This window comes from Bacillus sp. PPSBB_11 (assembly GCF_038023285.1).
GTDB classification, from domain to species: domain Bacteria; phylum Bacillota; class Bacilli; order Bacillales; family Bacillaceae; genus Bacillus; species Bacillus altitudinis.
Map to the genome: position 1 here is coordinate 2,735,577 of NZ_CP150633.1, position 18,451 is coordinate 2,754,027.

The 18,451-nt window shown below is 41.1% G+C and carries 19 protein-coding genes and 3 riboswitches; of the genes, 13 read left to right on the plus strand and 6 right to left on the minus strand.

Annotated features, from left to right (window positions below; genetic code table 11):
• Position 1 precedes the first annotated feature (1 nt).
• Both V7L95_RS13350 and V7L95_RS13355 read left to right on the plus strand, forming a co-directional pair.
• Entirely contained in the window at positions 2–493 is a 492-nt protein-coding gene (locus tag V7L95_RS13350; RefSeq protein WP_017359455.1) for a methylated-DNA--[protein]-cysteine S-methyltransferase, read from the plus strand.
• A gap of 89 nt (positions 494–582) precedes the next feature.
• Positions 583–717, plus strand: coding sequence for a hypothetical protein (locus tag V7L95_RS13355; protein ID WP_008346115.1), 135 nt, complete (start codon positions 583–585; stop codon positions 715–717).
• Between the two features lie 24 nt (positions 718–741).
• Here V7L95_RS13355 and mtnA read toward each other — a convergent pair whose 3' ends face one another.
• Complete coding sequence (gene mtnA, locus V7L95_RS13360) at positions 742–1,803, minus strand: S-methyl-5-thioribose-1-phosphate isomerase (RefSeq protein WP_008346114.1); 1,062 nt, start codon at positions 1,801–1,803, stop codon at positions 742–744.
• A 6-nt stretch (positions 1,804–1,809) separates the two neighbouring features.
• The gene (gene mtnK / locus V7L95_RS13365) at positions 1,810–3,003 is read right to left on the minus strand and encodes an S-methyl-5-thioribose kinase (RefSeq protein WP_076821820.1); all 1,194 of its coding nucleotides are present in this window, start codon (positions 3,001–3,003) and stop codon (positions 1,810–1,812) included.
• Between the two features lie 79 nt (positions 3,004–3,082).
• Positions 3,083–3,246: riboswitch (SAM riboswitch) on the minus strand.
• Between the two features lie 163 nt (positions 3,247–3,409).
• Here mtnK and V7L95_RS13370 point away from each other — a divergent pair.
• The 6 genes from V7L95_RS13370 to V7L95_RS13395 all read left to right on the plus strand — a co-directional run bounded on the left by V7L95_RS13370 (position 3,410) and on the right by V7L95_RS13395 (position 8,447).
• Positions 3,410–4,600 carry a pyridoxal phosphate-dependent aminotransferase gene (locus V7L95_RS13370; protein WP_265785935.1) on the plus strand — a complete coding sequence of 397 codons (1,191 nt, stop codon included), beginning with the start codon at positions 3,410–3,412 and terminating at the stop codon, positions 4,598–4,600.
• 44 nt (positions 4,601–4,644) lie between these two features.
• Positions 4,645–4,746: riboswitch (SAM riboswitch) on the plus strand.
• A 99-nt stretch (positions 4,747–4,845) separates the two neighbouring features.
• On the plus strand, positions 4,846–6,063 hold the full coding sequence (gene mtnW / locus V7L95_RS13375) for a 2,3-diketo-5-methylthiopentyl-1-phosphate enolase (protein WP_265785934.1): 1,218 nt from the start codon (positions 4,846–4,848) through the stop codon (positions 6,061–6,063).
• On the plus strand, positions 6,064–6,759 hold the full coding sequence (locus tag V7L95_RS13380; protein ID WP_017367123.1) for a 2-hydroxy-3-keto-5-methylthiopentenyl-1-phosphate phosphatase: 696 nt from the start codon (positions 6,064–6,066) through the stop codon (positions 6,757–6,759).
• The gene (locus V7L95_RS13385) at positions 6,723–7,355 is read left to right on the plus strand and encodes a methylthioribulose 1-phosphate dehydratase (RefSeq protein WP_224559799.1); all 633 of its coding nucleotides are present in this window, start codon (positions 6,723–6,725) and stop codon (positions 7,353–7,355) included. The genes V7L95_RS13380 and V7L95_RS13385 overlap by 37 nt, the downstream gene beginning before the upstream one ends.
• 16 nt (positions 7,356–7,371) lie before the next feature.
• Positions 7,372–7,902: a cupin domain-containing protein gene (locus tag V7L95_RS13390; protein WP_008346104.1), complete on the plus strand. Its 531-nt coding sequence runs from the start codon at positions 7,372–7,374 to the stop codon at positions 7,900–7,902.
• A gap of 302 nt (positions 7,903–8,204) precedes the next feature.
• On the plus strand, positions 8,205–8,447 hold the full coding sequence (locus tag V7L95_RS13395; protein ID WP_008346101.1) for an aspartyl-phosphate phosphatase Spo0E family protein: 243 nt from the start codon (positions 8,205–8,207) through the stop codon (positions 8,445–8,447).
• Between the two features lie 51 nt (positions 8,448–8,498).
• Here the strand turns inward: V7L95_RS13395 and V7L95_RS13400 are convergent, their stop codons facing one another.
• The gene (locus V7L95_RS13400; RefSeq protein ID WP_008346092.1) at positions 8,499–9,998 is read right to left on the minus strand and encodes an ATP-binding protein; all 1,500 of its coding nucleotides are present in this window, start codon (positions 9,996–9,998) and stop codon (positions 8,499–8,501) included.
• A 204-nt stretch (positions 9,999–10,202) separates the two neighbouring features.
• Here V7L95_RS13400 and V7L95_RS13405 point away from each other — a divergent pair, with 204 nt between their 5' ends.
• On the plus strand, positions 10,203–10,658 hold the full coding sequence (locus V7L95_RS13405; protein ID WP_003211701.1) for a MarR family transcriptional regulator: 456 nt from the start codon (positions 10,203–10,205) through the stop codon (positions 10,656–10,658).
• A 186-nt stretch (positions 10,659–10,844) separates the two neighbouring features.
• Here the strand turns inward: V7L95_RS13405 and motB are convergent, their stop codons facing one another.
• The 3 genes from motB to V7L95_RS13420 all read right to left on the minus strand — a co-directional run bounded on the left by motB (position 10,845) and on the right by V7L95_RS13420 (position 15,066).
• On the minus strand, positions 10,845–11,609 hold the full coding sequence (gene motB, locus V7L95_RS13410) for a flagellar motor protein MotB (protein ID WP_191218882.1): 765 nt from the start codon (positions 11,607–11,609) through the stop codon (positions 10,845–10,847).
• Entirely contained in the window at positions 11,602–12,396 is a 795-nt protein-coding gene (gene motA / locus V7L95_RS13415) for a flagellar motor stator protein MotA (RefSeq protein WP_008346088.1), read from the minus strand. Before motA ends, motB begins: the two co-directional genes overlap by 8 nt.
• A 564-nt stretch (positions 12,397–12,960) precedes the next feature.
• Entirely contained in the window at positions 12,961–15,066 is a 2,106-nt protein-coding gene (locus V7L95_RS13420) for an ATP-dependent Clp protease ATP-binding subunit (protein ID WP_340966817.1), read from the minus strand.
• 245 nt (positions 15,067–15,311) lie between these two features.
• Here V7L95_RS13420 and V7L95_RS13425 point away from each other — a divergent pair, with 245 nt between their 5' ends.
• The 4 genes from V7L95_RS13425 (at position 15,312) to queE (ending at position 18,451) form a co-directional block, all read left to right on the plus strand.
• Positions 15,312–16,355 carry a hypothetical protein gene (locus V7L95_RS13425; protein ID WP_265785922.1) on the plus strand — a complete coding sequence of 348 codons (1,044 nt, stop codon included), beginning with the start codon at positions 15,312–15,314 and terminating at the stop codon, positions 16,353–16,355.
• A gap of 71 nt (positions 16,356–16,426) precedes the next feature.
• A riboswitch (PreQ1 riboswitch) is annotated at positions 16,427–16,471 on the plus strand.
• A gap of 158 nt (positions 16,472–16,629) precedes the next feature.
• Complete coding sequence (gene queC, locus V7L95_RS13430) at positions 16,630–17,286, plus strand: 7-cyano-7-deazaguanine synthase QueC (protein ID WP_008348090.1); 657 nt, start codon at positions 16,630–16,632, stop codon at positions 17,284–17,286.
• On the plus strand, positions 17,287–17,727 hold the full coding sequence (queD, locus tag V7L95_RS13435; RefSeq protein WP_340966822.1) for a 6-carboxytetrahydropterin synthase QueD: 441 nt from the start codon (positions 17,287–17,289) through the stop codon (positions 17,725–17,727). It abuts the gene before it with no gap.
• Positions 17,720–18,451: a 7-carboxy-7-deazaguanine synthase QueE gene (gene queE, locus V7L95_RS13440; protein WP_236810413.1), complete on the plus strand. Its 732-nt coding sequence runs from the start codon at positions 17,720–17,722 to the stop codon at positions 18,449–18,451. The genes queD and queE overlap by 8 nt, the downstream gene beginning before the upstream one ends.

The window sequence follows — 18,451 nt, forward strand, 5'->3', positions numbered from 1 at the left end:
TGTGTATTATACAGTCTATACCGCACCAATCGGGGCATTATACATACTAGAGAAAGATGGTGCCATCATTGAAGTGAAGTTTGATGATGAATCGTTTTTGGTCAAAGAACAGAGAGACCATTTTAAACAAGAAGACACGCCTGTATTAAAAGAAGCGAAAAAACAGCTGGATGAGTATTTTAAGGGCGATCGGAAAGTGTTCGATCTCCCGCTCAAGCAAGCAGGCTCTCCGTTTCAGGAGCAAGTGTGGGAGGCACTTTCTACTATTCCGTATGGTGAATCAAAAAGCTATGCTGATATTGCAGAAGCGATCGGCAATCCAAAGGCTGTCAGAGCCATTGGACAAGCTAATAGACGCAATGCATTGCCTATTTTTATCCCGTGTCACCGGGTCATTGGAAAAGACAGGACTCTGACTGGTTATGCAGGGACGAAGACAGGGATGAAAGCGATCCTTTTAGAATTAGAAGGCATCCCATTTGTTCAAAAATAAATGAATTGACCTGTTCCAAATGTTTAGCGAGCGACATATCCTTTTATTAAGCTAAAAAAGTTGGTCTAGGGAAAAAGGAGGCTGCTAACATGTTATGGGGCAAAAAAGATAAAATGTACGCCGTCACATCACTATTTGTCAAAATGAACGTGTTGACAGAAGAACAGAAAAAAGAAATATTAGCAAAAACGAACGAAACAAAAAAGCGCGGTGCTCTTAAATGATAAGAACCCCGCGCTTTTGTTTGATTAAAGTGACACGCTTTCGGTGAATAGTGCATCAATCTCTTCTGTATAGTTGGAAGTGATAATGCCTTTTTCTGTAATGATTCCGGAAATGAGGTGATGAGGAGTGACATCAAAGGCAGGGTTAAATACCTGCACGTCAGGAGGCGCAATTTGGATGCCGTTTAATTCCTTTACTTCCTGCGGGTCGCGTTCTTCAATCGGAATATCTGACCCATCCTGAGTTGACACATCAAAGGTCGAAAGAGGCGCTGCCACAAAAAATGGAATTTGAAAGTGTTTAGCTAAAATAGCCAGACTTAACGTTCCAATTTTATTTGCTGTATCACCGTTTCTAGCGATTCGATCTGCACCAACAATAACGGCAGAAATTTGTTTTTCTTTCATCGTATGGGCTGCCATATTATCCGTGATAAGCGTCACATCTACGCCGCCCTGCATCAATTCCCATGTCGTCAGACGAGCGCCTTGAAGGACAGGACGTGTTTCACATGCGTAAATGTGAAGATCGAGGTTTTTCTTTTTCGCTAAATAAAAGGGTGCAAGCGCTGTTCCGTACCGGCTTGTGGCAATGGAGCCTGCGTTGCAAATGGTCATAATTCGATCACCAGATTTAAAGAGCTGAAGAGCATTTTGACCGATTTGCCGGCATGTTTCTTCATCTTCGATTTGAATTTGAATGGCTTCATGGACAAGATCAGTTTTGGCTGCATTCACCGAAGCAGCACGCTCAATGCGCTGATAAAGCCGGTCTAATGCCCAGGCAAGATTCACAGCGGTTGGACGAGCACTGTTTAAATATTCTTTCAGGCGAGCGACTTCTCGCTTAAAGATATCAATGTCTTCTGTATCAATCTCTTGTGCACTGAGTGCAAGCCCAAAAGCCGCTGTAATGCCAATAGCAGGTGCTCCGCGCACTTTTAGCGTCACAATGGCATCATACACATCTTCTTTTGTATATAAATGCTCAAACACGGTTTCAGCGGGTAATTTTTGCTGATTCAAAATGTTGATACGGTTTTCTTCCCATTCGACGGAACGGGGAACTTCAAATTCTTTAGACAAAACTCGTCACTCCTTTACAGTTTGCTGGAATAATGCGACGAGGTCAGACGCTGTTTCCACTGCTTGATATTGTTTGATGAATGTTTTTCCTAGTGTAAGTGCTGCTTTTTTCTGCTGAAGCCTTCTAGAATGTGATGGAATCGCATCGAGATCAGCCGCATGCGCAAGACCGATGGTTCGGCGAACAAGCTCACAGCCAGCAAAGCCGGTGGCCTCTTTTAAAATACGGTCAAAGGTTGTTTCTAAAAAGCTGTCCGATACACTAAACGCTTCAATACTGTCTTCTTTCCATGCTTTTGTGAACACTTCTTTGAATGTTGCCCACACATTGACGACATGATCAAAAAGGTGCTGCTGATCCTGCTCATTCTCATGAGATAAAGCATTGATGAACAAATTGGCAATAAAGTGACCGATATCGAATCCGAAAGGACCGTAAAAAGCGAACTCTGGATCAATGATTTTCGTTTCCGCTTCGTTTGCAAAAATACTGCCTGTATGAAGATCTCCATGTACCAGTGTTTCAGCAGAGGTTAAGAAGATCCGTTTCAATTCTGCTGCTTTTGCTTGCAGTTCAAGATCAGCCCATAGTGCTTGTGCCTCTTCTCTTAATTCCTCTTCGAAGTCATTCGTTTCGCTGTCAAAGAAAGGATCTGTGAAGACGAGTTTTTCTGTAATGTCACAAAGATCAGGATTCGTAAACTGTTTCACGAATTGTTTTTTGATTTTAGGATTTGTGGCAAAGTCAGACGTGTAAAATAGTGTTTTGCCTAAAAATTCTCCGACATGATCTGATAAATACGGGTATTGTTTTCCGGCAATTAGCCCTTTTCTGACGATTTCAAGGTGTGATAGATCCTCCATTGCCGTCACTGCAAGAGCTGTATCCGAATAATAGACGGCTGGTACGAGATGTGGTGCATACTCTGATTGCTTGATGAGTGCTGCACTTTCAATTCTTGCGCGGTCTAATGTCAGCGGCCAGCTTTCTCCAACGACTTTTGCGTAAGGAAGGGCCTGCTTGATAATCAGTCCTTTTGCTTGTTTGTGATCATAAATATGAAAGACGTAATTTAAATTTCCGTCGCCAATTTCAGTACATGTCAAATGACTGCTCTCTCGAATCAAGCCAAGTCTAATGGCAAGTGCAACTGCCGAACTCTCTGTTAATTCTTCATATGATGCCGTAAGTGTAACCAATTGCTTCCCCTCCAAATCATATAAAAAAGCCTCTTTCTCCTGAGAGAAAGAGGCTTGATGGCGTGTATGCTCGAAGCCTCTCTTATCTCTCAGCACATACGTCTGATGGAATTAGCACCGTGCCCTATAAGACAATAAATTGTCTTGGCGCTGTTCTTGCTGCGCCCCACTTCACAGTGGTATTAACGGTCGGTTGCTGTTGGGGTCAAAAGGCCAAATCCCTCGCCCAACTCTCGATAAGAGAAATCAATATGTAATTGTTTCATGTCTGCTTGCATTTCTTAATTCTAGATATTATCAGAGCTGCAGTTCACATGTCAATCTTTTTTCAAAATTGCTTTACAATTCATAAAACAATCCATTACAGTGATTGTATTGTCACGTAACTTGAATAGAAGGTGAAAAAATGGAATTCCAGCAATCAGATGTATTGAAACATTTACCGAAACAATTTTTTGCGTCGCTTGTTCAAAAAGTGCAGAAAAAAATGCAGGAAGGGGCAGATGTGATTAATTTAGGTCAAGGAAATCCTGATCAGCCCACTCCTCCACATATTGTGAAAGCGATGCAGGAAGCGGTAGCAAAACCTGAAAATCATCAATACTCCTCATTCCGCGGGACAGCGAAACTAAAAAAGGCCGCAGCTGCTTTTTATGAAAGAGAATATGGCGTCACGCTTGACCCAAAGACAGAGATTGCCATCTTATTTGGAGGAAAAGCGGGACTAGTCGAATTGCCGCAATGTTTACTGAATCCAGGTGATACGCTGCTTGTTCCAGACCCAGGATATCCTGATTACTGGTCAGGCGCTGTGCTTGCCGGAGCTCATATGGTCACAATGCCTCTTCTTGAACAAAATGATTTTTTGCCTGACTACCACCAACTGTCAGAAGAGGATAAGAATCAAGCAAAATTGATGTACTTAAATTACCCAAATAATCCGACTGGTGCGACTGCAACCCGGACATTTTTTGAAGATACTGTTGCGTTTGCGAGTGAAAATAATATGTGTGTAGTCCATGATTTTGCATATGGTGGCATAGGATTTGACGGCGAAAATCCCCTCAGTTTCCTGCAAATAGACGGAGCAAAAGAGACAGGTATTGAAATATATACATTGTCCAAAACGTATAATATGGCTGGATGGAGAGTCGGTTTTGCAGCAGGGAATGCCTCTGTTATCGAAGCCATTGAGCTTTATCAGGATCACCTGTTTGTGTCACTGTTTAAAGCAACTCAAGATGCAGCAGCAGAAGCACTTTTAAGCGATCAAACGTGCGTCCAAGTACAAAATGATCGGTACGAAAAAAGACGAAACACTTGGATTGCTGCATGCAAAGAGATTGGCTGGGACGTCAGTGCGCCAAAGGGCTCGTTTTTTGCTTGGTTAAAGGTGCCTGAAGGGTATACATCTGAAACTTTTTCTGATGTATTATTAGAAAAAGCACATGTTGTTGTTGCACCGGGGAATGGCTTTGGTGCTCACGGTGAAGGCTACGTCAGAGTCGGTCTTTTAACAAGCGAGGAGCGGCTAAAGGAAGCCGCTGATCGTATCGCTGCCTTGCAGTTATTTGAAAAAAAGCCATTGACAACGTAAAAAAATGGTGCGATAATTCAGGCAATATTTAAGAAAATTGAATATTCTTATCAAGAGTAGGCAGAGGGACTAGCCCAATGAAGCCCGGCAACCGACTTCCATGAAGCACGGTGCTAATTCTTGCAGCAAGCGCTGAGAGATAAGATTCGGATGAATGAGACGAAACCTCTTTAACGCGCTGATCAAGCACTTAAAGAGGTTTTTTTATTGACCACATACAGGACGCAATCGAAAGGGGATTCCTAGTGAGTGAACTACTGGCAACATACGTACTAACACATCGAGAGGATGAACAAATAGACCGAAAAGCAGAGCAGATCGCACTTGGGTTAACGGTCGGGTCATGGACGGACTTGCCTCAGCTCAAAAAGGAGCAGCTGAAAAAACATAAAGGCCGTGTGGTGAGCGTAAAAGATCAGTCTCCCGCAAATGGTGGTCTGTATCAATCAGAGGTGACCATTGCTTATCCTGAGGCGAACTTTTCAGCTGATATACCAGCGGTGTTGACGACGATTTTTGGAAAGCTTTCACTGGATGGGAAAGTAAAGCTCGTCGATATCGAATTTTCGGAAAGGTTTAAACGCTGTCTGCCAGGACCGGTATTTGGCATTGAGGGGATACGAAAGAAAGTAGGCGTGTTTGATCGGCCGCTATTGATGAGTATATTTAAAGGCGTGATCGGCCGTGATATGGAGGATTTAAAAGAACAGCTCCGCTTACAGGCTTTAGGTGGAGTAGACTTCATCAAAGATGATGAGATTTTATTTGAAAGCCCATTAGCCCCTTTTGAAGATCGAATCAAGGAAGGAAAAAAGATATTAAAAGAAACATATGAAGAGACAGGACATCGCACGCTTTATGCTGTTAATTTAACTGGTAGAACTTTTGATTTGAAAGATCGAGCAAGAAAGGCAGCCGAACTCGGGGCTGATGCGCTATTATTCAACGTTTTTGCCTATGGACTTGATGTCATGCAAAGCTTGGCTGAAGATCCAGAGATCCCATTGCCGATCATGGCACATCCGGCAGTGAGCGGTGCAATGACATCCTCTCCAGACTATGGATTCTCGCATTCTCTTCTTTTAGGCAAATTAAATCGATATGCTGGCGCTGATTTAAGTCTTTTTCCCTCTCCTTATGGATCAGTCGCCCTTCCGAAAAAAGATGCCATTGGCATTTTCGAAGCATGTGTGAAAGAGGATACAGTTCAACAAACATTTCCTGTCCCTTCAGCAGGCATTCACCCGGGAATGGTGCCGATCTTAATCAAAGATTTTGGACTTGATCATGTCATTAATGCAGGCGGGGGAATTCACGGACATCCGCGGGGAGCAATCGGAGGAGGGAAAGCCTTTCGTTCGATCATTGATGCGGTGGTCAAAAAAGAGTCTATCGAAGAAAAAGCATCAACTTGTCAAGACTTACAAGCAGCACTTGATCTTTGGGGAAGGGTAGCAGAATAAATGAAAAAACCAATTGTATGTTGTGATTTTGATGGCACGATTACGAAAAATGATAATATCATTCGCATCATGAAGCAGTTTGCTCCAAAAGAATGGACGAAATGGAAGGATGGTGTTCTAGCAAAAGAGATCACGATCCAAGAAGGCGTCGGGCAAATGTTTCAGTTACTGACGAGTGATCAGAAAGAAGCCATTCGGTCATTTATTTTAGAGGATACAGAGATTCGTGAAGGATTTGAACAGTTTGTCGATGATGTCAAAAAAGCAGACATTCCTTTCTATGTACTCAGCGGCGGTATGGACTTTTTTGTCTACCCTATCCTTGAAGGGATTGTCGAACAAGAGAATATTTATTGTAACCATGCATCATTTAAAGAAGACCATATTCAAATTGAATGGCCGCATGCTTGTGATTCAGAATGCCAAAATGGCTGTGGCTGCTGCAAGCCTTCCATTATTCGAGAGCTGACGCAGGAAGATGATTTTATTATCATGATTGGTGATTCAGTGACTGATATTGAGGCAGCGAAACATGCGGATCTCACGTTTGCGCGTGATTATTTACTGAACGAATGTAAAGAGCTGGGGCTCGTACATAAAGAGTATGAAACATTTGTTGATCTAAAAGCGCAATTTGATCAAATAAAGGAAGTGAAGGAATGGCAGACGAGAAGAGTAAACGCTGGAAGGAACTAGCAGACGTCAAACGTGAATTGGCACAAAGAGACTGGTTTTACGGAACGAGCGGCAATTTATCGATAAAAGTGTCGGATGATCCCATCACGTTTTTGGTGACGGCAAGTGGCAAAGATAAACGAAAAGAAACCGATGAAGATTTTGTTCTTGTTGATGCAGCAGGTCAGCCGGTTCATCCGAATGAGCCGCTCAGGCCATCAGCTGAAACACTGCTTCACACATACATTTATGAGCGGACGAAAGCAGGATGTTGTCTTCACGTCCACACGATCGATAACAATGTCATTTCTGAGCTGTATGGCGATAAAGGAGAAGTTCGTTTTAAAGGCAACGAAATCATTAAAGCGCTTGGTTATTGGGAAGAGGATGCAGAAGTTGCTGTTCCTATTATTGAAAACCCAGCTCATATTCCGCACCTTGCAGAGCAATTTGCAGTGCACCTGACGGACGATGCTGGTGCTGTACTCATTCGTAATCATGGCATCACCGTTTGGGGGAAAACCGCATTTGAAGCCAAACGAGTCTTAGAGGCTTATGAATTTTTATTTACCTATCATTTGAAAGTAGCGCTTTACCAAAAGCAGCTTGTTAAATAAAAAGGAGGAAACACACATGGCGACCATTTATATTCATAATGAAGAGAACACGTTACTTGAGAACGAACAAGAGGTCCGGGCGTATTTAGAACAGCAAGGGGTCATTTATGAACATTGGGATATTGAAAAACTACCAAAACAGTTATCAGAAAAGTACGATTTAACAGATGATGAAAAGGAAGAAATTTTAACTGTGTTTCAAGAGGAAATAAAGAGTATTTCCGAGCGAAGAGGATACAAAGCGCAGGATGTGATTTCATTATCAGATGCGACTCCTAACCTGGATGAACTGCTTCAAAACTTTAAACGTGAGCATCATCATACGGATGATGAAGTCAGATTTATCGTGAGCGGTCATGGCATCTTTGCCATTCAAGGCAAAGATGGTGTCTTTTTTGATGTGAGACTGAATCCAGGTGATTTAATTTCTGTGCCTCCGAATATTCGTCACTACTTTACACTTCAAGAAGATCGTCAAGTCGTTGCCGTTCGCATATTTGTCACAACTGAGGGCTGGGTGCCAATTTACGAAGAAGAAACGGTTTAATAGTGGGAGCTGATCATTTCGCATGAGGCGGAAGATCAGCTTTTTTTTAGGAAAATAGACATAAAATGAGAGAGAAAATAGTTGATTTTGGTCTTCTGCATAGGATAAAATTCTGTTTAATCAATGTGTCAGTCCTGTCCAATTTTGAAGTTTACCCCCAGAATTCATTGGGTAAAAGGTCTTTAGGCTGTAAAAAATTAAATAAAATAAGCATATTTAATTTAATTTACAAATAAAGTATAATTTTGGTGTCGGATCCATTTAGAGCGTAGACAGACGAATTCATAGCGGGAGCTGAGATCATGAATATTTATGTACGGAAAGAACAGCTATTAATGTCAATTGATGAAAAGAGAAGACAAATGGTAGAAGCTGCTCAAGTAGAAGGCTATACAGGTGAGACGACAATTAAATATAGTCAAGAACTGGACAACCTGATGAACGAGTATCAGTATCTTCTTTTTCATGAACAACAATCAGTTGCTTCCTTTCATGATCTTGTATCACAAATGAGTCTCCTTTCTGTTAATCGGCCTTCTTATTGACATCAAAAAACCGGTCTTGCCATTAGCAAAACCGGCTGAATGTTTCAGCTATTAGTGTGCAGAAGGGAGCATGATGATCACGGTTGTTCCTTTATTCACTTCGCTCTCGATATCGATTGTCCCCCCATACATCGAAATGATTCGTTTACACACAACAAGCCCAAGACCTGTTCCTTTTTCCTTCGACGTAATAAAAGGGAGGAAGATATGTTTCAGCATCTCTTCTGGTATACCTTCACCTGTATCTTTCACTTTTATGATAACCTGTTCTTTTTCAGCCTCAATGACAATCTTCAAATGACCGCCATTTGGCATCGCTTCTAACGAGTTTTTCGCTACATTCAATACCACTTGTTTAATGTGATCCTTCGTGCAATACACGCCAACATCTTGAATGGTATTGATTTGCAAATCAACCTCGACATTATAAAGGTTCGCCTCAGAAAATACAATTGGCATGATCTCACTGACAATTTCTTTCACAGAATTATTTTGCCACTTTTCAGCCGTTGGTTTTCCTAGCACAAGAAACTCACTGACGATTTGGTTAATCCGTTTAATTTCTTCTTCGATGACAGAAAAATAAAGCTGATCCTCTTCTGAACGATACTTCTTTTGCAAAAGTTGAATAAATCCGCTAATGCCTGTTAATGGATTGCGAATTTCATGAGCTGTACTTGCCGCAAGTGTTCCAATGAGTTCAAGTTTTTGTGCTTCATTTTGGTGGCGTTCCTGCTGGGTTTGTCGTCTTAAAATGATATATTGGACGAGTGTGAATAAGATATTTAAGAGAATAAATGCACTGGATAAAGGAAACAGCATCACAGACAGGACTTCACTTGTTGTCGCACGCTGCGGAAAAACCTCCAGCTTCCAGCTGTTTTCATCTAAATATGTAGACACGGTGCTATCACTTTCAGATGCTGGCTGTGGACCACTTGTAAACACAACGTCTCCATTTTGATTCAGCATCTTAAAATGAAGCTCTGGGTTTAATACATTCATAATATTTCTTAAATAATCAATTTGAATCGCAGCGACTAGCACATCCGTGACTTCGTCGTTTTCATTCAAAACAGGGACACAAATGGAGAGAATCCGCTGCTTAGTAATGCGGCTCACATAGTTATCTGTGATGACGGTCTGTTTTGTGACTTGAATACGTTTAAAGTAATCTCTAAATGACAGGTTGATTTTTTCCTTTAATGGTGTGGTGCTGGCTGTGACATTTCCTTTTTGGTCTAGGAGATACAGGCCTGAAAAACGAGGTTCTTGTTTATAGATTTTCTCTAGGATGTTTTGTACTCTTTTCGTTTCAAGCGGCTGGTCAAATCCCATGGCAAGGGAAGTTAATCTTGCTTCTGTTTCACTGATTAAATAATTCATCTGGTTTTTGTGAATATTTAACATAAGTGTAGCGGTTTGTTTGTTTTTTACATCAATTTTCTCAGTTTCTTTTTCGTAGATAAAATAACTAATGATGAGGGTTGGAATCACGACCAAAATAAGGTAAAGCTTGATCTTCTTCCAAAACCCTTTCAGTATACTCATGATTCATCGCTCCAACGTATTACCTAATAGACTTATTATAGCATTGAACCTATCTTTATTACGATGACTTGTGAGATTTTTAAAAAATTAGGTGATTCGTTCTGGTCTCTTTTTCATGCTAAAAATGGTTCAACATGTTGACATTTTACTTATTGTTTATTAATGTCACATTAGTGGGTTGCATTTCATAAAGGATGATAAAAAATGGAAAATCATAATGTTGAGAAATCTTTGAAATTATTTATTGTACTATCACGTGCCTATCGCTCCATTAATCACCACATGAACAAACATATTGTGAAGCACGGTCTGAATCCAACTGAATTTGCTGTATTAGAATTGCTGTATCATAAAGGTGATCAGCCGCTTCAGCAAATAGGTGATAAGATCTTACTCGCAAGCGGAAGTATCACGTATGTGGTTGATAAATTGGAGAAAAAAGAACTCCTTAGCCGGAAAGCTTGTGCAGAAGACCGCAGGGTGACATTTGCACATATTACGGAGCAGGGAAGAGCTTTGCTTGATGACATCTTCCCAGATCATGCAAAAGAGATTCACGAGATGATCAGTGTGCTTAGTGAAGAGGAAAAGGATGCCTGCATCGATATGCTCAAACATGTAGGACTGCGTGCCAAGCATTTATATGATCATAAAGAATAAACACATAAAAAAGGAAGCCGCTGGCTTCCTTTTTAGTATGTAGACTAATCCTCGTATATGGTGTCAGTCCTGCGCACCGATAAACGACAAGCGCTTTCAATCGCGCTCATAAGAAAGACAAAGGGCTAAAATAAACATCATTTTAGCCCTTTGTCATGATCTGAAAGGAAGCTGCTGGCTTCCTATTTATTTTGCTTTTTTCTCAATTGGCAAAATAAGAACTTCGACGCGTCTGTTTTTACTTCTGCCTTCTGCGGTATCGTTAGAGGCAATCGGTTTAAATTCACCGTAACCTTTTGTGCTAAAGTTCTCTTGGTCTAGGTTGCTGTTTTCAAGGAGAATATTTAAAAAGTTGACCGCACGAATGGCGCTTAAATACCAGTTGGATTCAAATTCAGAATTCCGAATCGGAACGTTATCTGTATGCCCGCTAATGACGATATCACGAGCGGGGTTAATGACGAGCAGCTTTGATATTTCTTTGGCTAACGGAACATCCTGCGAGCGGATCACCGCTCGCCCAGAATCAAAGAAGATGCTGTCTTCAATTGTAATAAGCAGACCTTCATCCGTCAGCTTTGTTTCAAGCTTCGAACCAAGTTTTTTATCCGCAATGAATGAATCTACTTGCTTTTTAACCTTTGTTAAAACCGCTTGGTCACGAGCTTTCGCTTTTGCTTCTTCTTCATCTTCTGCGGATTTTTTGGTTTGATTACTGTTTTCTGTTTCTTCGGTGCTCTGCATGCTTGATTGGTCCATTACGCCAGTGCCGCCAGTAAAGACAACATTAAACGATTTAGCCATCTGTTCATATTTTGCCGCATCAATGGAGCTAGATGCAAACAGCACAATGAAGAGGGCGAGAAGAAGCGTAAGAAGATCGGCGTAAGGGATCAGCCAAGACTCATCTACATGGTCTTCATGATCATGGTTTTTACGTTTCCTAGCCATTCTGTTTTTCTCCTTCTTCAATGACAAGATTTGCACGTTCTTTTGCTGGTAAGTACATCAGAAGTTTTTGCTCAATGACCTTTGGAGACTGGCCTTCAAGGACAGAAAGAATCCCTTCAATCATAATGAGACGAAGCTTTACTTCTTCCTTTGATTTACGCTTCAGCTTGTTGGCAAATGGATGCCACAACACATACCCTGTAAAAATCCCTAGCAGTGTGGCGACGAAGGCAGCACTAATCGCATGTCCAAGTGCTTCAATGTCTCCCATGTTTGCAAGTGCGGCAATAAGTCCGACAACGGCACCAAGTACCCCTAGAGTCGGAGCGTATGTACCAGCTTGTGTAAAGATTAATGCGCCTGACTGATGTCTCTCCGACATGGCATCGACTTCTTCTGTTAAGACGTCGCGAATAAATTCAGCACTTTGACCGTCAACTGCCATGCTTAAGCCGTTCTTTAGAAAATCGTCATCGACTTCCTCAAGATTTGCCTCTAATGCCAAAAGACCTTCACGACGAGCAATTTGTGCCCAGTTTGAAAATAGAGGAATCATTTCTTGTATCGTTGGAAGCTTGCTATCTTTGAAAATTTTGCCGAATAATTTTGGTGTTTTCTTAATTTCACTAGATGGGAAGGCAATGACAACAGCTGAAATTGTCCCAACCACAATGATCAATATAGCCGCCGGGTTGATAAGAGCGGTTAGACTCACACCTTTCAAAACCATACCGACACTCAGTGCAATAAATGCTAAAATAATACCAATTAACGATGTTTTGTCCATTATCTCACCAAATCCTTTAACTATCTTTTTCTATAGTTAATATCGGTGTCTTCTAGAAGGGTTTTAGTCAGAATATAAAATTAAGACATTTTATGTGAAGAAATTTTGACGAAAGCGCTTTCTAGAAGCCGTAAAAAAAGAAAACTCCCTCATATAAAAGGGAGTTTTCAGCGTGTAGACAAACCCTCGCATTCTTTGTCAGTCCTGCGTGTTGGTGCTCACGAATGTGACATTCGCTCCGCGCCAGTACTCGTCCTTCCTAGGGCTGCAAAGGTTTTCTATCACGCTGAAAAGAAGACAAAGGGCTAAAATAAAGTTCATTTTAGCTCTTTGTCAACAATCTGGAAACTTCATCTTTTTTGAGCTGTTTCATCTAAGAGCAATTCTTTTAATTTTTCTTCATGTATGATTTTGATCAAATCGTAGTTCCAATTGATCATGTGATCCATGTAATCCACCTCTTTTTCTTTTATCGTAAAGGAAAAGAGGCGGGGGAGCGTCGGCGCTCAGATGGAATTTAGACACTGCCACATGATGGAGCTGAAGATCCTCCTTAGGATGTACTTAGCTCTTTTTCACAACAATTTCGTCATGTTCAACATCGACTGTAAATCCAGTAAGTTTTTCTTCTTCAAGCAAGATGTCCGTCATTTGATCTTCAACATGCTCTTGAATCGTTCTTCGTAACGGACGAGCCCCAAATGCTGGATGATAACCAAGTTCGGCGATTTTTTCTTTCGCTTCGTTTGTGATGTGAACAGTTAGATTTTGTTCTTTTAACTGCTCTGACAAATCTTTGAGCAGAAGATCCACAATTTTGACTAAATCGTCTTTATCTAATGAATCAAACTGAATGATGCTGTCAAAACGGTTCAAGAATTCCGGTTTGAAATAAGCGCTCAGTGAATCAATCAATGATTGTTCTTCGATGGCTTCTTCTTGTTCAGACTGGAACCCGACTTTGACCGCTTTTTTATCTGTGCTGCCAGCGTTACTTGTCATAATGATGACTGTGTCTTTAAAGCTGACGGTTCTGCCTTGGCTGTCTGTTAGACGGCCATCTTCCATGATTTGAAGGAACATATGCTGGACATCAGGGTGCGCTTTTTCGATTTCATCAAGCAAAATGATGCTGTATGGTTTTCTGCGAACCTTTTCCGTGAGCTGTCCGGCTTCATCATGTCCAACGTAACCAGGAGGAGAACCGATGATTTTGGACACGGAGTGTTTCTCCATGTACTCACTCATATCTAAACGAATGATCGCTTCTTTTGAGCCAAATAATTCTTCCGCTAATGTTTTAGACAATTCGGTTTTCCCGACGCCTGTTGGTCCAACGAAAAGGAAGGAGCCAGTTGGTCTGTGTTTTGATTTTAAGCCGGCTCTGCTTCTTTTTACGGCTTTCGCCACTTTTTCAACGGCATGTTCCTGACCAATGACGCGGGCTTTTAAGCGCACATCAATTTCTTTCATTTTTGTTTGTTCGTCTGCTTGCAGTTTGCCGACAGGGATACCTGTTTTTTGTTCTACAATCGACTGAATGTCCTCAGCTGTGACGACATGTTCTTTGTCATTTGTTTTGTTTTGCAATCTCGCTTCAATCGCTTCTTCTTCGTCTCGAAGCTTCGCTGCTTTTTCATATCGTTCTTCATTTAAAGCAGCTTGTTTTTCAGCGGCAATTTGCGCAAGACGGTTTGTTAATTCATCTTCACTTGCTGCATCAATGGAGAGATTCGCTTTTGAACCTGCTTCATCCATTAAATCAATGGCTTTATCCGGCAAGTGGCGGTCTTGAATATACCGCGAAGATAATTGAACACACGCTTTAATGGCTTCGTCAGAATAGGTGACGCCATGATAGGCTTCATACTTATCTTGAATGCCTTTTAATATCTCGAATGCTTCATCCTGTGTTGGCTCATCAACCATGACGGGCTGGAACCTGCGTTCAAGGGCAGCATCTTTTTCAATTTGACGATACTCTTTTAATGTTGTCGCACCTACTAGCTGCAGTTCCCCTCGAGCTAGAGCTGGTTTCAAAATGTTTCCGGCATCCATTGACCCTTCGGCAGAGCCTGCGCCTACAAGAAGATGAATTTCATCAACGAATAAGATGATATTTTTACGGCTTTGCAATTCTTTGATTAATTGCTTCATCCGTTCCTCAAATTGACCACGTACACCTGTGTTTGCCACAAGTGAAGAGACATCTAATAAATAAACTTGTTTGTTCTTTAATTTATTTGGTACATCTCCATTTGCAATTTTTAGTGCTAGTCCTTCGGCTATGGCCGTTTTACCAACACCAGGTTCACCAATGAGGACAGGATTGTTTTTATTTCTTCTATTTAAAATCTCAATGACTCTTGTGACTTCTTCATCACGGCCAATGACAGGATCGATTAAACCAGCATGTGCGCCATCCGTTAAGTTCCGGCCAAGCTCATCGAGTAAGCCTTTTTGTTTAGGCCGCTCTTGGCTCGTCGCATGTCCTGCTTGCTCAGAGAAGAATGAACCGCCTCCGAAAAGGTTAGGACCCATTTTCATTTTTGACTGTTCCATCAAAGAGGTATAGCAGTCTTCACATAAAACCATTTGGCTACGGGACGAATTTACTTGCATATTCAGGCGAATCGTTGCTTCATTTACTTGACAATGTTGACAACGCATAAGCCATGACCTCCTTAAAATAAAGTTTGACTTTATTTGACCAATGAATGTTAAATAAAATGGTCTGTTGTTTGACCATCTTTGACTATAGTATACTCTGACCTATTTTGACTTTCAACTGTTTTGCTCATAGCTGAATGAAAAATCCTTTTTTGCATTTAAACATGGTTTGTCCTTCTTTTCAAGGAACTTGTCTCATAGGATAAAAAAGAGACAATCGAAAGTGATGGGTGCGGAGGGGTCATATGAAACGTTCAAATGAATCCGCTTTTCAGCTTGCCTTTGTATATGTAGGAACAGTGGTTGGAGCTGGGTTTGCGACAGGGAAAGAAATCGTAGAATTTTTTGTTCGTTTTGGCTGGATTGGATTGATCGGGATTTTGATTAGCGGTGTTATTTTTACCGGCCTTGGCGCAAAAATGATGCTGATTTCCAAACGAATTGAAGCGGAATCTTATCAAGATATGAATCGGTTTTTATTTGGAGCTGCTGCGAGTCGATATATTAACATCGTCATGTTTTTTATACTACTAGGTGTTACGTCAGTGATGATTTCTGGAGCAGGCGCTATTTTTGAAGAACAACTTGGCATCTCAAAAGAATATGGTATTTTTTTAACGATTATTTTAAGTGTCATTGTCCTTTTTAAGGGTTCAAAAGGGTTATTTGGTGTCAATGTACTTGTCGTTCCAATGCTGATTTTCTTTTCGCTGATTGTGTTTCTAGACTCATTTGTGTTTAGTAGCGGTGAAAGCCACGTTCTGGGGCTGCAAATGGGAGAGGGCGAATGGATGTTGTCTGCGATTTCATATGGTGCATTTAATTTAGCGCTGTCTCAAGCCGTATTAGTGCCGGTCGCAAACGAAATGACATCCGAAGCCGTTATCAAAAAAGGAGCGGTGCTTGGGGGACTGATGCTGACACTCATTCTGCTCGCCTGCTTTTTATCCCTTTCTTCATTAGATATGCTGGAGTCTTATGATATCCCGATGGCCCAAGTGGTGTATCAAGTCGCAAACTCCATTCATCTCATCTATTTATTCGTGATCTTCGGTGAAGTTTTTACATCTGTTATAGGGAATTTATACGGTCTCGAAAGGCAAGTGAGGGCGTATATCCGATTGAACAGTACGTATACGATATCCTTTATTCTTCTTTGCTGTTATGTGATCAGTAAAATTGGATACGGCACACTCATTTCAACGGTTTACCCTGTTTTTGGCTATGTCAGTATCTTTTTTATCCTCTTCCTTTTTCTGAAAAAAGTGCCTGCATCAGGTGATAAGTAAAGAAGGGATAGCTTGTACACCAATTATGTGGTACACTATCCTCTGTGAAAATTGAACAAAAATCCGTGAAAACGGGAGAGGTTCTAGCAAAACCCTCTATAAAAAACTAAGGACTTGCCGTATCCTTGGATGTGGCATTTTTTATTTTTTATGGCTGGGACACCTCATACACATGTAAAGGTGTCTTTTCTTTTGAGAAAATAGGGGTTTTCATGAACCTTTCAGATGCAGCTTTGTGCGGTGGTACGGGTCTGCAAAAGGAGGAAAAGGAAAAATGAAAAATGAAAAAGCGGTCGTTGTCTTTAGCGGGGGACAGGACAGTACGACATGTTTACTATGGGCACTTCAACAATTTAAAGAGGTTGAAACGGTAACCTTTCATTATAATCAGCGTCATCAAGAAGAAATTGATGTCGCCAAAAGAATTGCTGACAAGCTAGGTGTGAAAAATCATCTATTAGATATGTCTCTTTTAAATCAGCTTGCACCCAATGCCTTAACAAGAGATGACATTGATATTGAAGAAAAAGAAGGAGAACTGCCTTCCACATTTGTTCCGGGGAGAAACTTAGTTTTCTTATCCTTTGCATCCATTCTTGCGTATCAAATTGGAGCACGTCATATTATCACGGGTGTGTGCGAGACAGACTTTAGCGGCTACCCAGATTGCCGAGATGAGTTTGTGAAATCTTGTAACGTCACGGTGAATTTGGCAATGGAAAAACCATTTGTCATCCATACGCCGCTCATGTGGCTGAATAAAGCTGAAACGTGGAAGCTGGCTGATGAACTGAATGCGCTAGATTTTGTGAAAAATGAAACGCTCACTTGCTATAATGGCATCATTTCTGATGGCTGCGGGGAATGTCCTGCATGTAAGCTTCGGAAAAATGGCTATGACACTTATATGGACATGAAGGAGGCGAACTAAATGCTTTCTCAAATCTATCCACAGACGAATCATCCATTTTCGTTTGAATTAAATAAAGATATGCATGTATCGGCAGCCCATTTTATCCCGAGAGAAGATGCTGGCGCTTGTAGCCGCGTACATGGTCATACGTATACAATTAACATTACAATTGCAGGAGATCATCTAGATGATTCAGGTTTCCTTGTGAATTTTAGCACGCTAAAAAAACTCATTCATGGACAGTACGACCATACACTGCTCAATGACCATGAAGAATTCTCATCGAATGATCCATATGCGATGCCAACCACTGAGGTTGTCGCAAAGACTGTGTATGATAAAGTGGCCGCATATTTAACGATTTTAGCGAACAATCCAGTATGTGTTCAAGTTTTTGTCAGAGAGACATCAACAAGCTACTGCATTTACCGTCCGAAACGAGTTGAGCTCAATGACTAAAGCGATTCCTGTCTTAGAAATCTTTGGTCCAACCATTCAAGGAGAAGGAATGGTTATTGGCCAAAAAACCATGTTTGTCAGAACGGCTGGCTGTGACTACTCTTGCAGCTGGTGTGATTCATCTTTTACATGGGATGGATCAGCTAAGCATGATATTCAGTGGCTTCAGGCAGAGGACATTGTAAAAGAGCTGAAGAGAATAGGTGGAAAGGCATTTTCTCATGTCACCATTTCAGGTGGGAATCCTGCGCTTTTGAAACAAATGGAATCACTTATTGATTTATTGCATGAAGAAGGAATTGATACGGCGCTTGAAACGCAGGGAACGATGTATCAAGATTGGTTTTTGAAGATAGATGATTTAACTATTTCTCCAAAACCACCAAGTTCAAATATGAAAACAGATTTTACGAAACTTACGCGTATCATAGATGAATTGAAAAATGGAAACAGATTGCATCATGCAAGCCTGAAGGTCGTCATCTTTGATGATCTTGATCTAGCCTATGCAAAGGATGTCCATGCGAAATACCCAGAACTTCCTTTTTATTTGCAAGTTGGAAATGATGATACGACGACAGCTGATGATGCGTACCTATTAACGCACTTATTAAAAAAATACGAAACGCTTGTAGATCAAGTAGCGCAAGATCCTGATTTGAATCGTGTGAGAGTCTTACCACAACTGCACACGCTATTGTGGGGAAATAAACGAGGCGTATAG

Excerpts from the sequence above, each read along its gene's own strand:
- V7L95_RS13355 (WP_008346115.1), top strand. The coding sequence starts at position 583 with ATGTTATGGGGCAAAAAAGATAAAATGTACGCCGTCACATCACTATTT.
- V7L95_RS13370 (WP_265785935.1), top strand. The coding sequence starts at position 3,410 with ATGGAATTCCAGCAATCAGATGTATTGAAACATTTACCGAAACAATTT.
- V7L95_RS13380 (WP_017367123.1), top strand. The coding sequence starts at position 6,064 with ATGAAAAAACCAATTGTATGTTGTGATTTTGATGGCACGATTACGAAA.
- V7L95_RS13385 (WP_224559799.1), top strand. The coding sequence starts at position 6,723 with ATGGCAGACGAGAAGAGTAAACGCTGGAAGGAACTAGCAGACGTCAAA.
- V7L95_RS13390 (WP_008346104.1), top strand. The coding sequence starts at position 7,372 with ATGGCGACCATTTATATTCATAATGAAGAGAACACGTTACTTGAGAAC.
- V7L95_RS13395 (WP_008346101.1), top strand. The coding sequence starts at position 8,205 with ATGAATATTTATGTACGGAAAGAACAGCTATTAATGTCAATTGATGAA.
- V7L95_RS13400 (WP_008346092.1), bottom strand. The coding sequence starts at position 9,998 with ATGAGTATACTGAAAGGGTTTTGGAAGAAGATCAAGCTTTACCTTATT.
- V7L95_RS13405 (WP_003211701.1), top strand. The coding sequence starts at position 10,203 with ATGGAAAATCATAATGTTGAGAAATCTTTGAAATTATTTATTGTACTA.
- motB (WP_191218882.1), bottom strand. The coding sequence starts at position 11,609 with ATGGCTAGGAAACGTAAAAACCATGATCATGAAGACCATGTAGATGAG.
- motA (WP_008346088.1), bottom strand. The coding sequence starts at position 12,396 with ATGGACAAAACATCGTTAATTGGTATTATTTTAGCATTTATTGCACTG.
- V7L95_RS13420 (WP_340966817.1), bottom strand. The coding sequence starts at position 15,066 with ATGCGTTGTCAACATTGTCAAGTAAATGAAGCAACGATTCGCCTGAAT.
- V7L95_RS13425 (WP_265785922.1), top strand. The coding sequence starts at position 15,312 with ATGAAACGTTCAAATGAATCCGCTTTTCAGCTTGCCTTTGTATATGTA.
- queC (WP_008348090.1), top strand. The coding sequence starts at position 16,630 with ATGAAAAATGAAAAAGCGGTCGTTGTCTTTAGCGGGGGACAGGACAGT.
- queD (WP_340966822.1), top strand. The coding sequence starts at position 17,287 with ATGCTTTCTCAAATCTATCCACAGACGAATCATCCATTTTCGTTTGAA.
- queE (WP_236810413.1), top strand. The coding sequence starts at position 17,720 with ATGACTAAAGCGATTCCTGTCTTAGAAATCTTTGGTCCAACCATTCAA.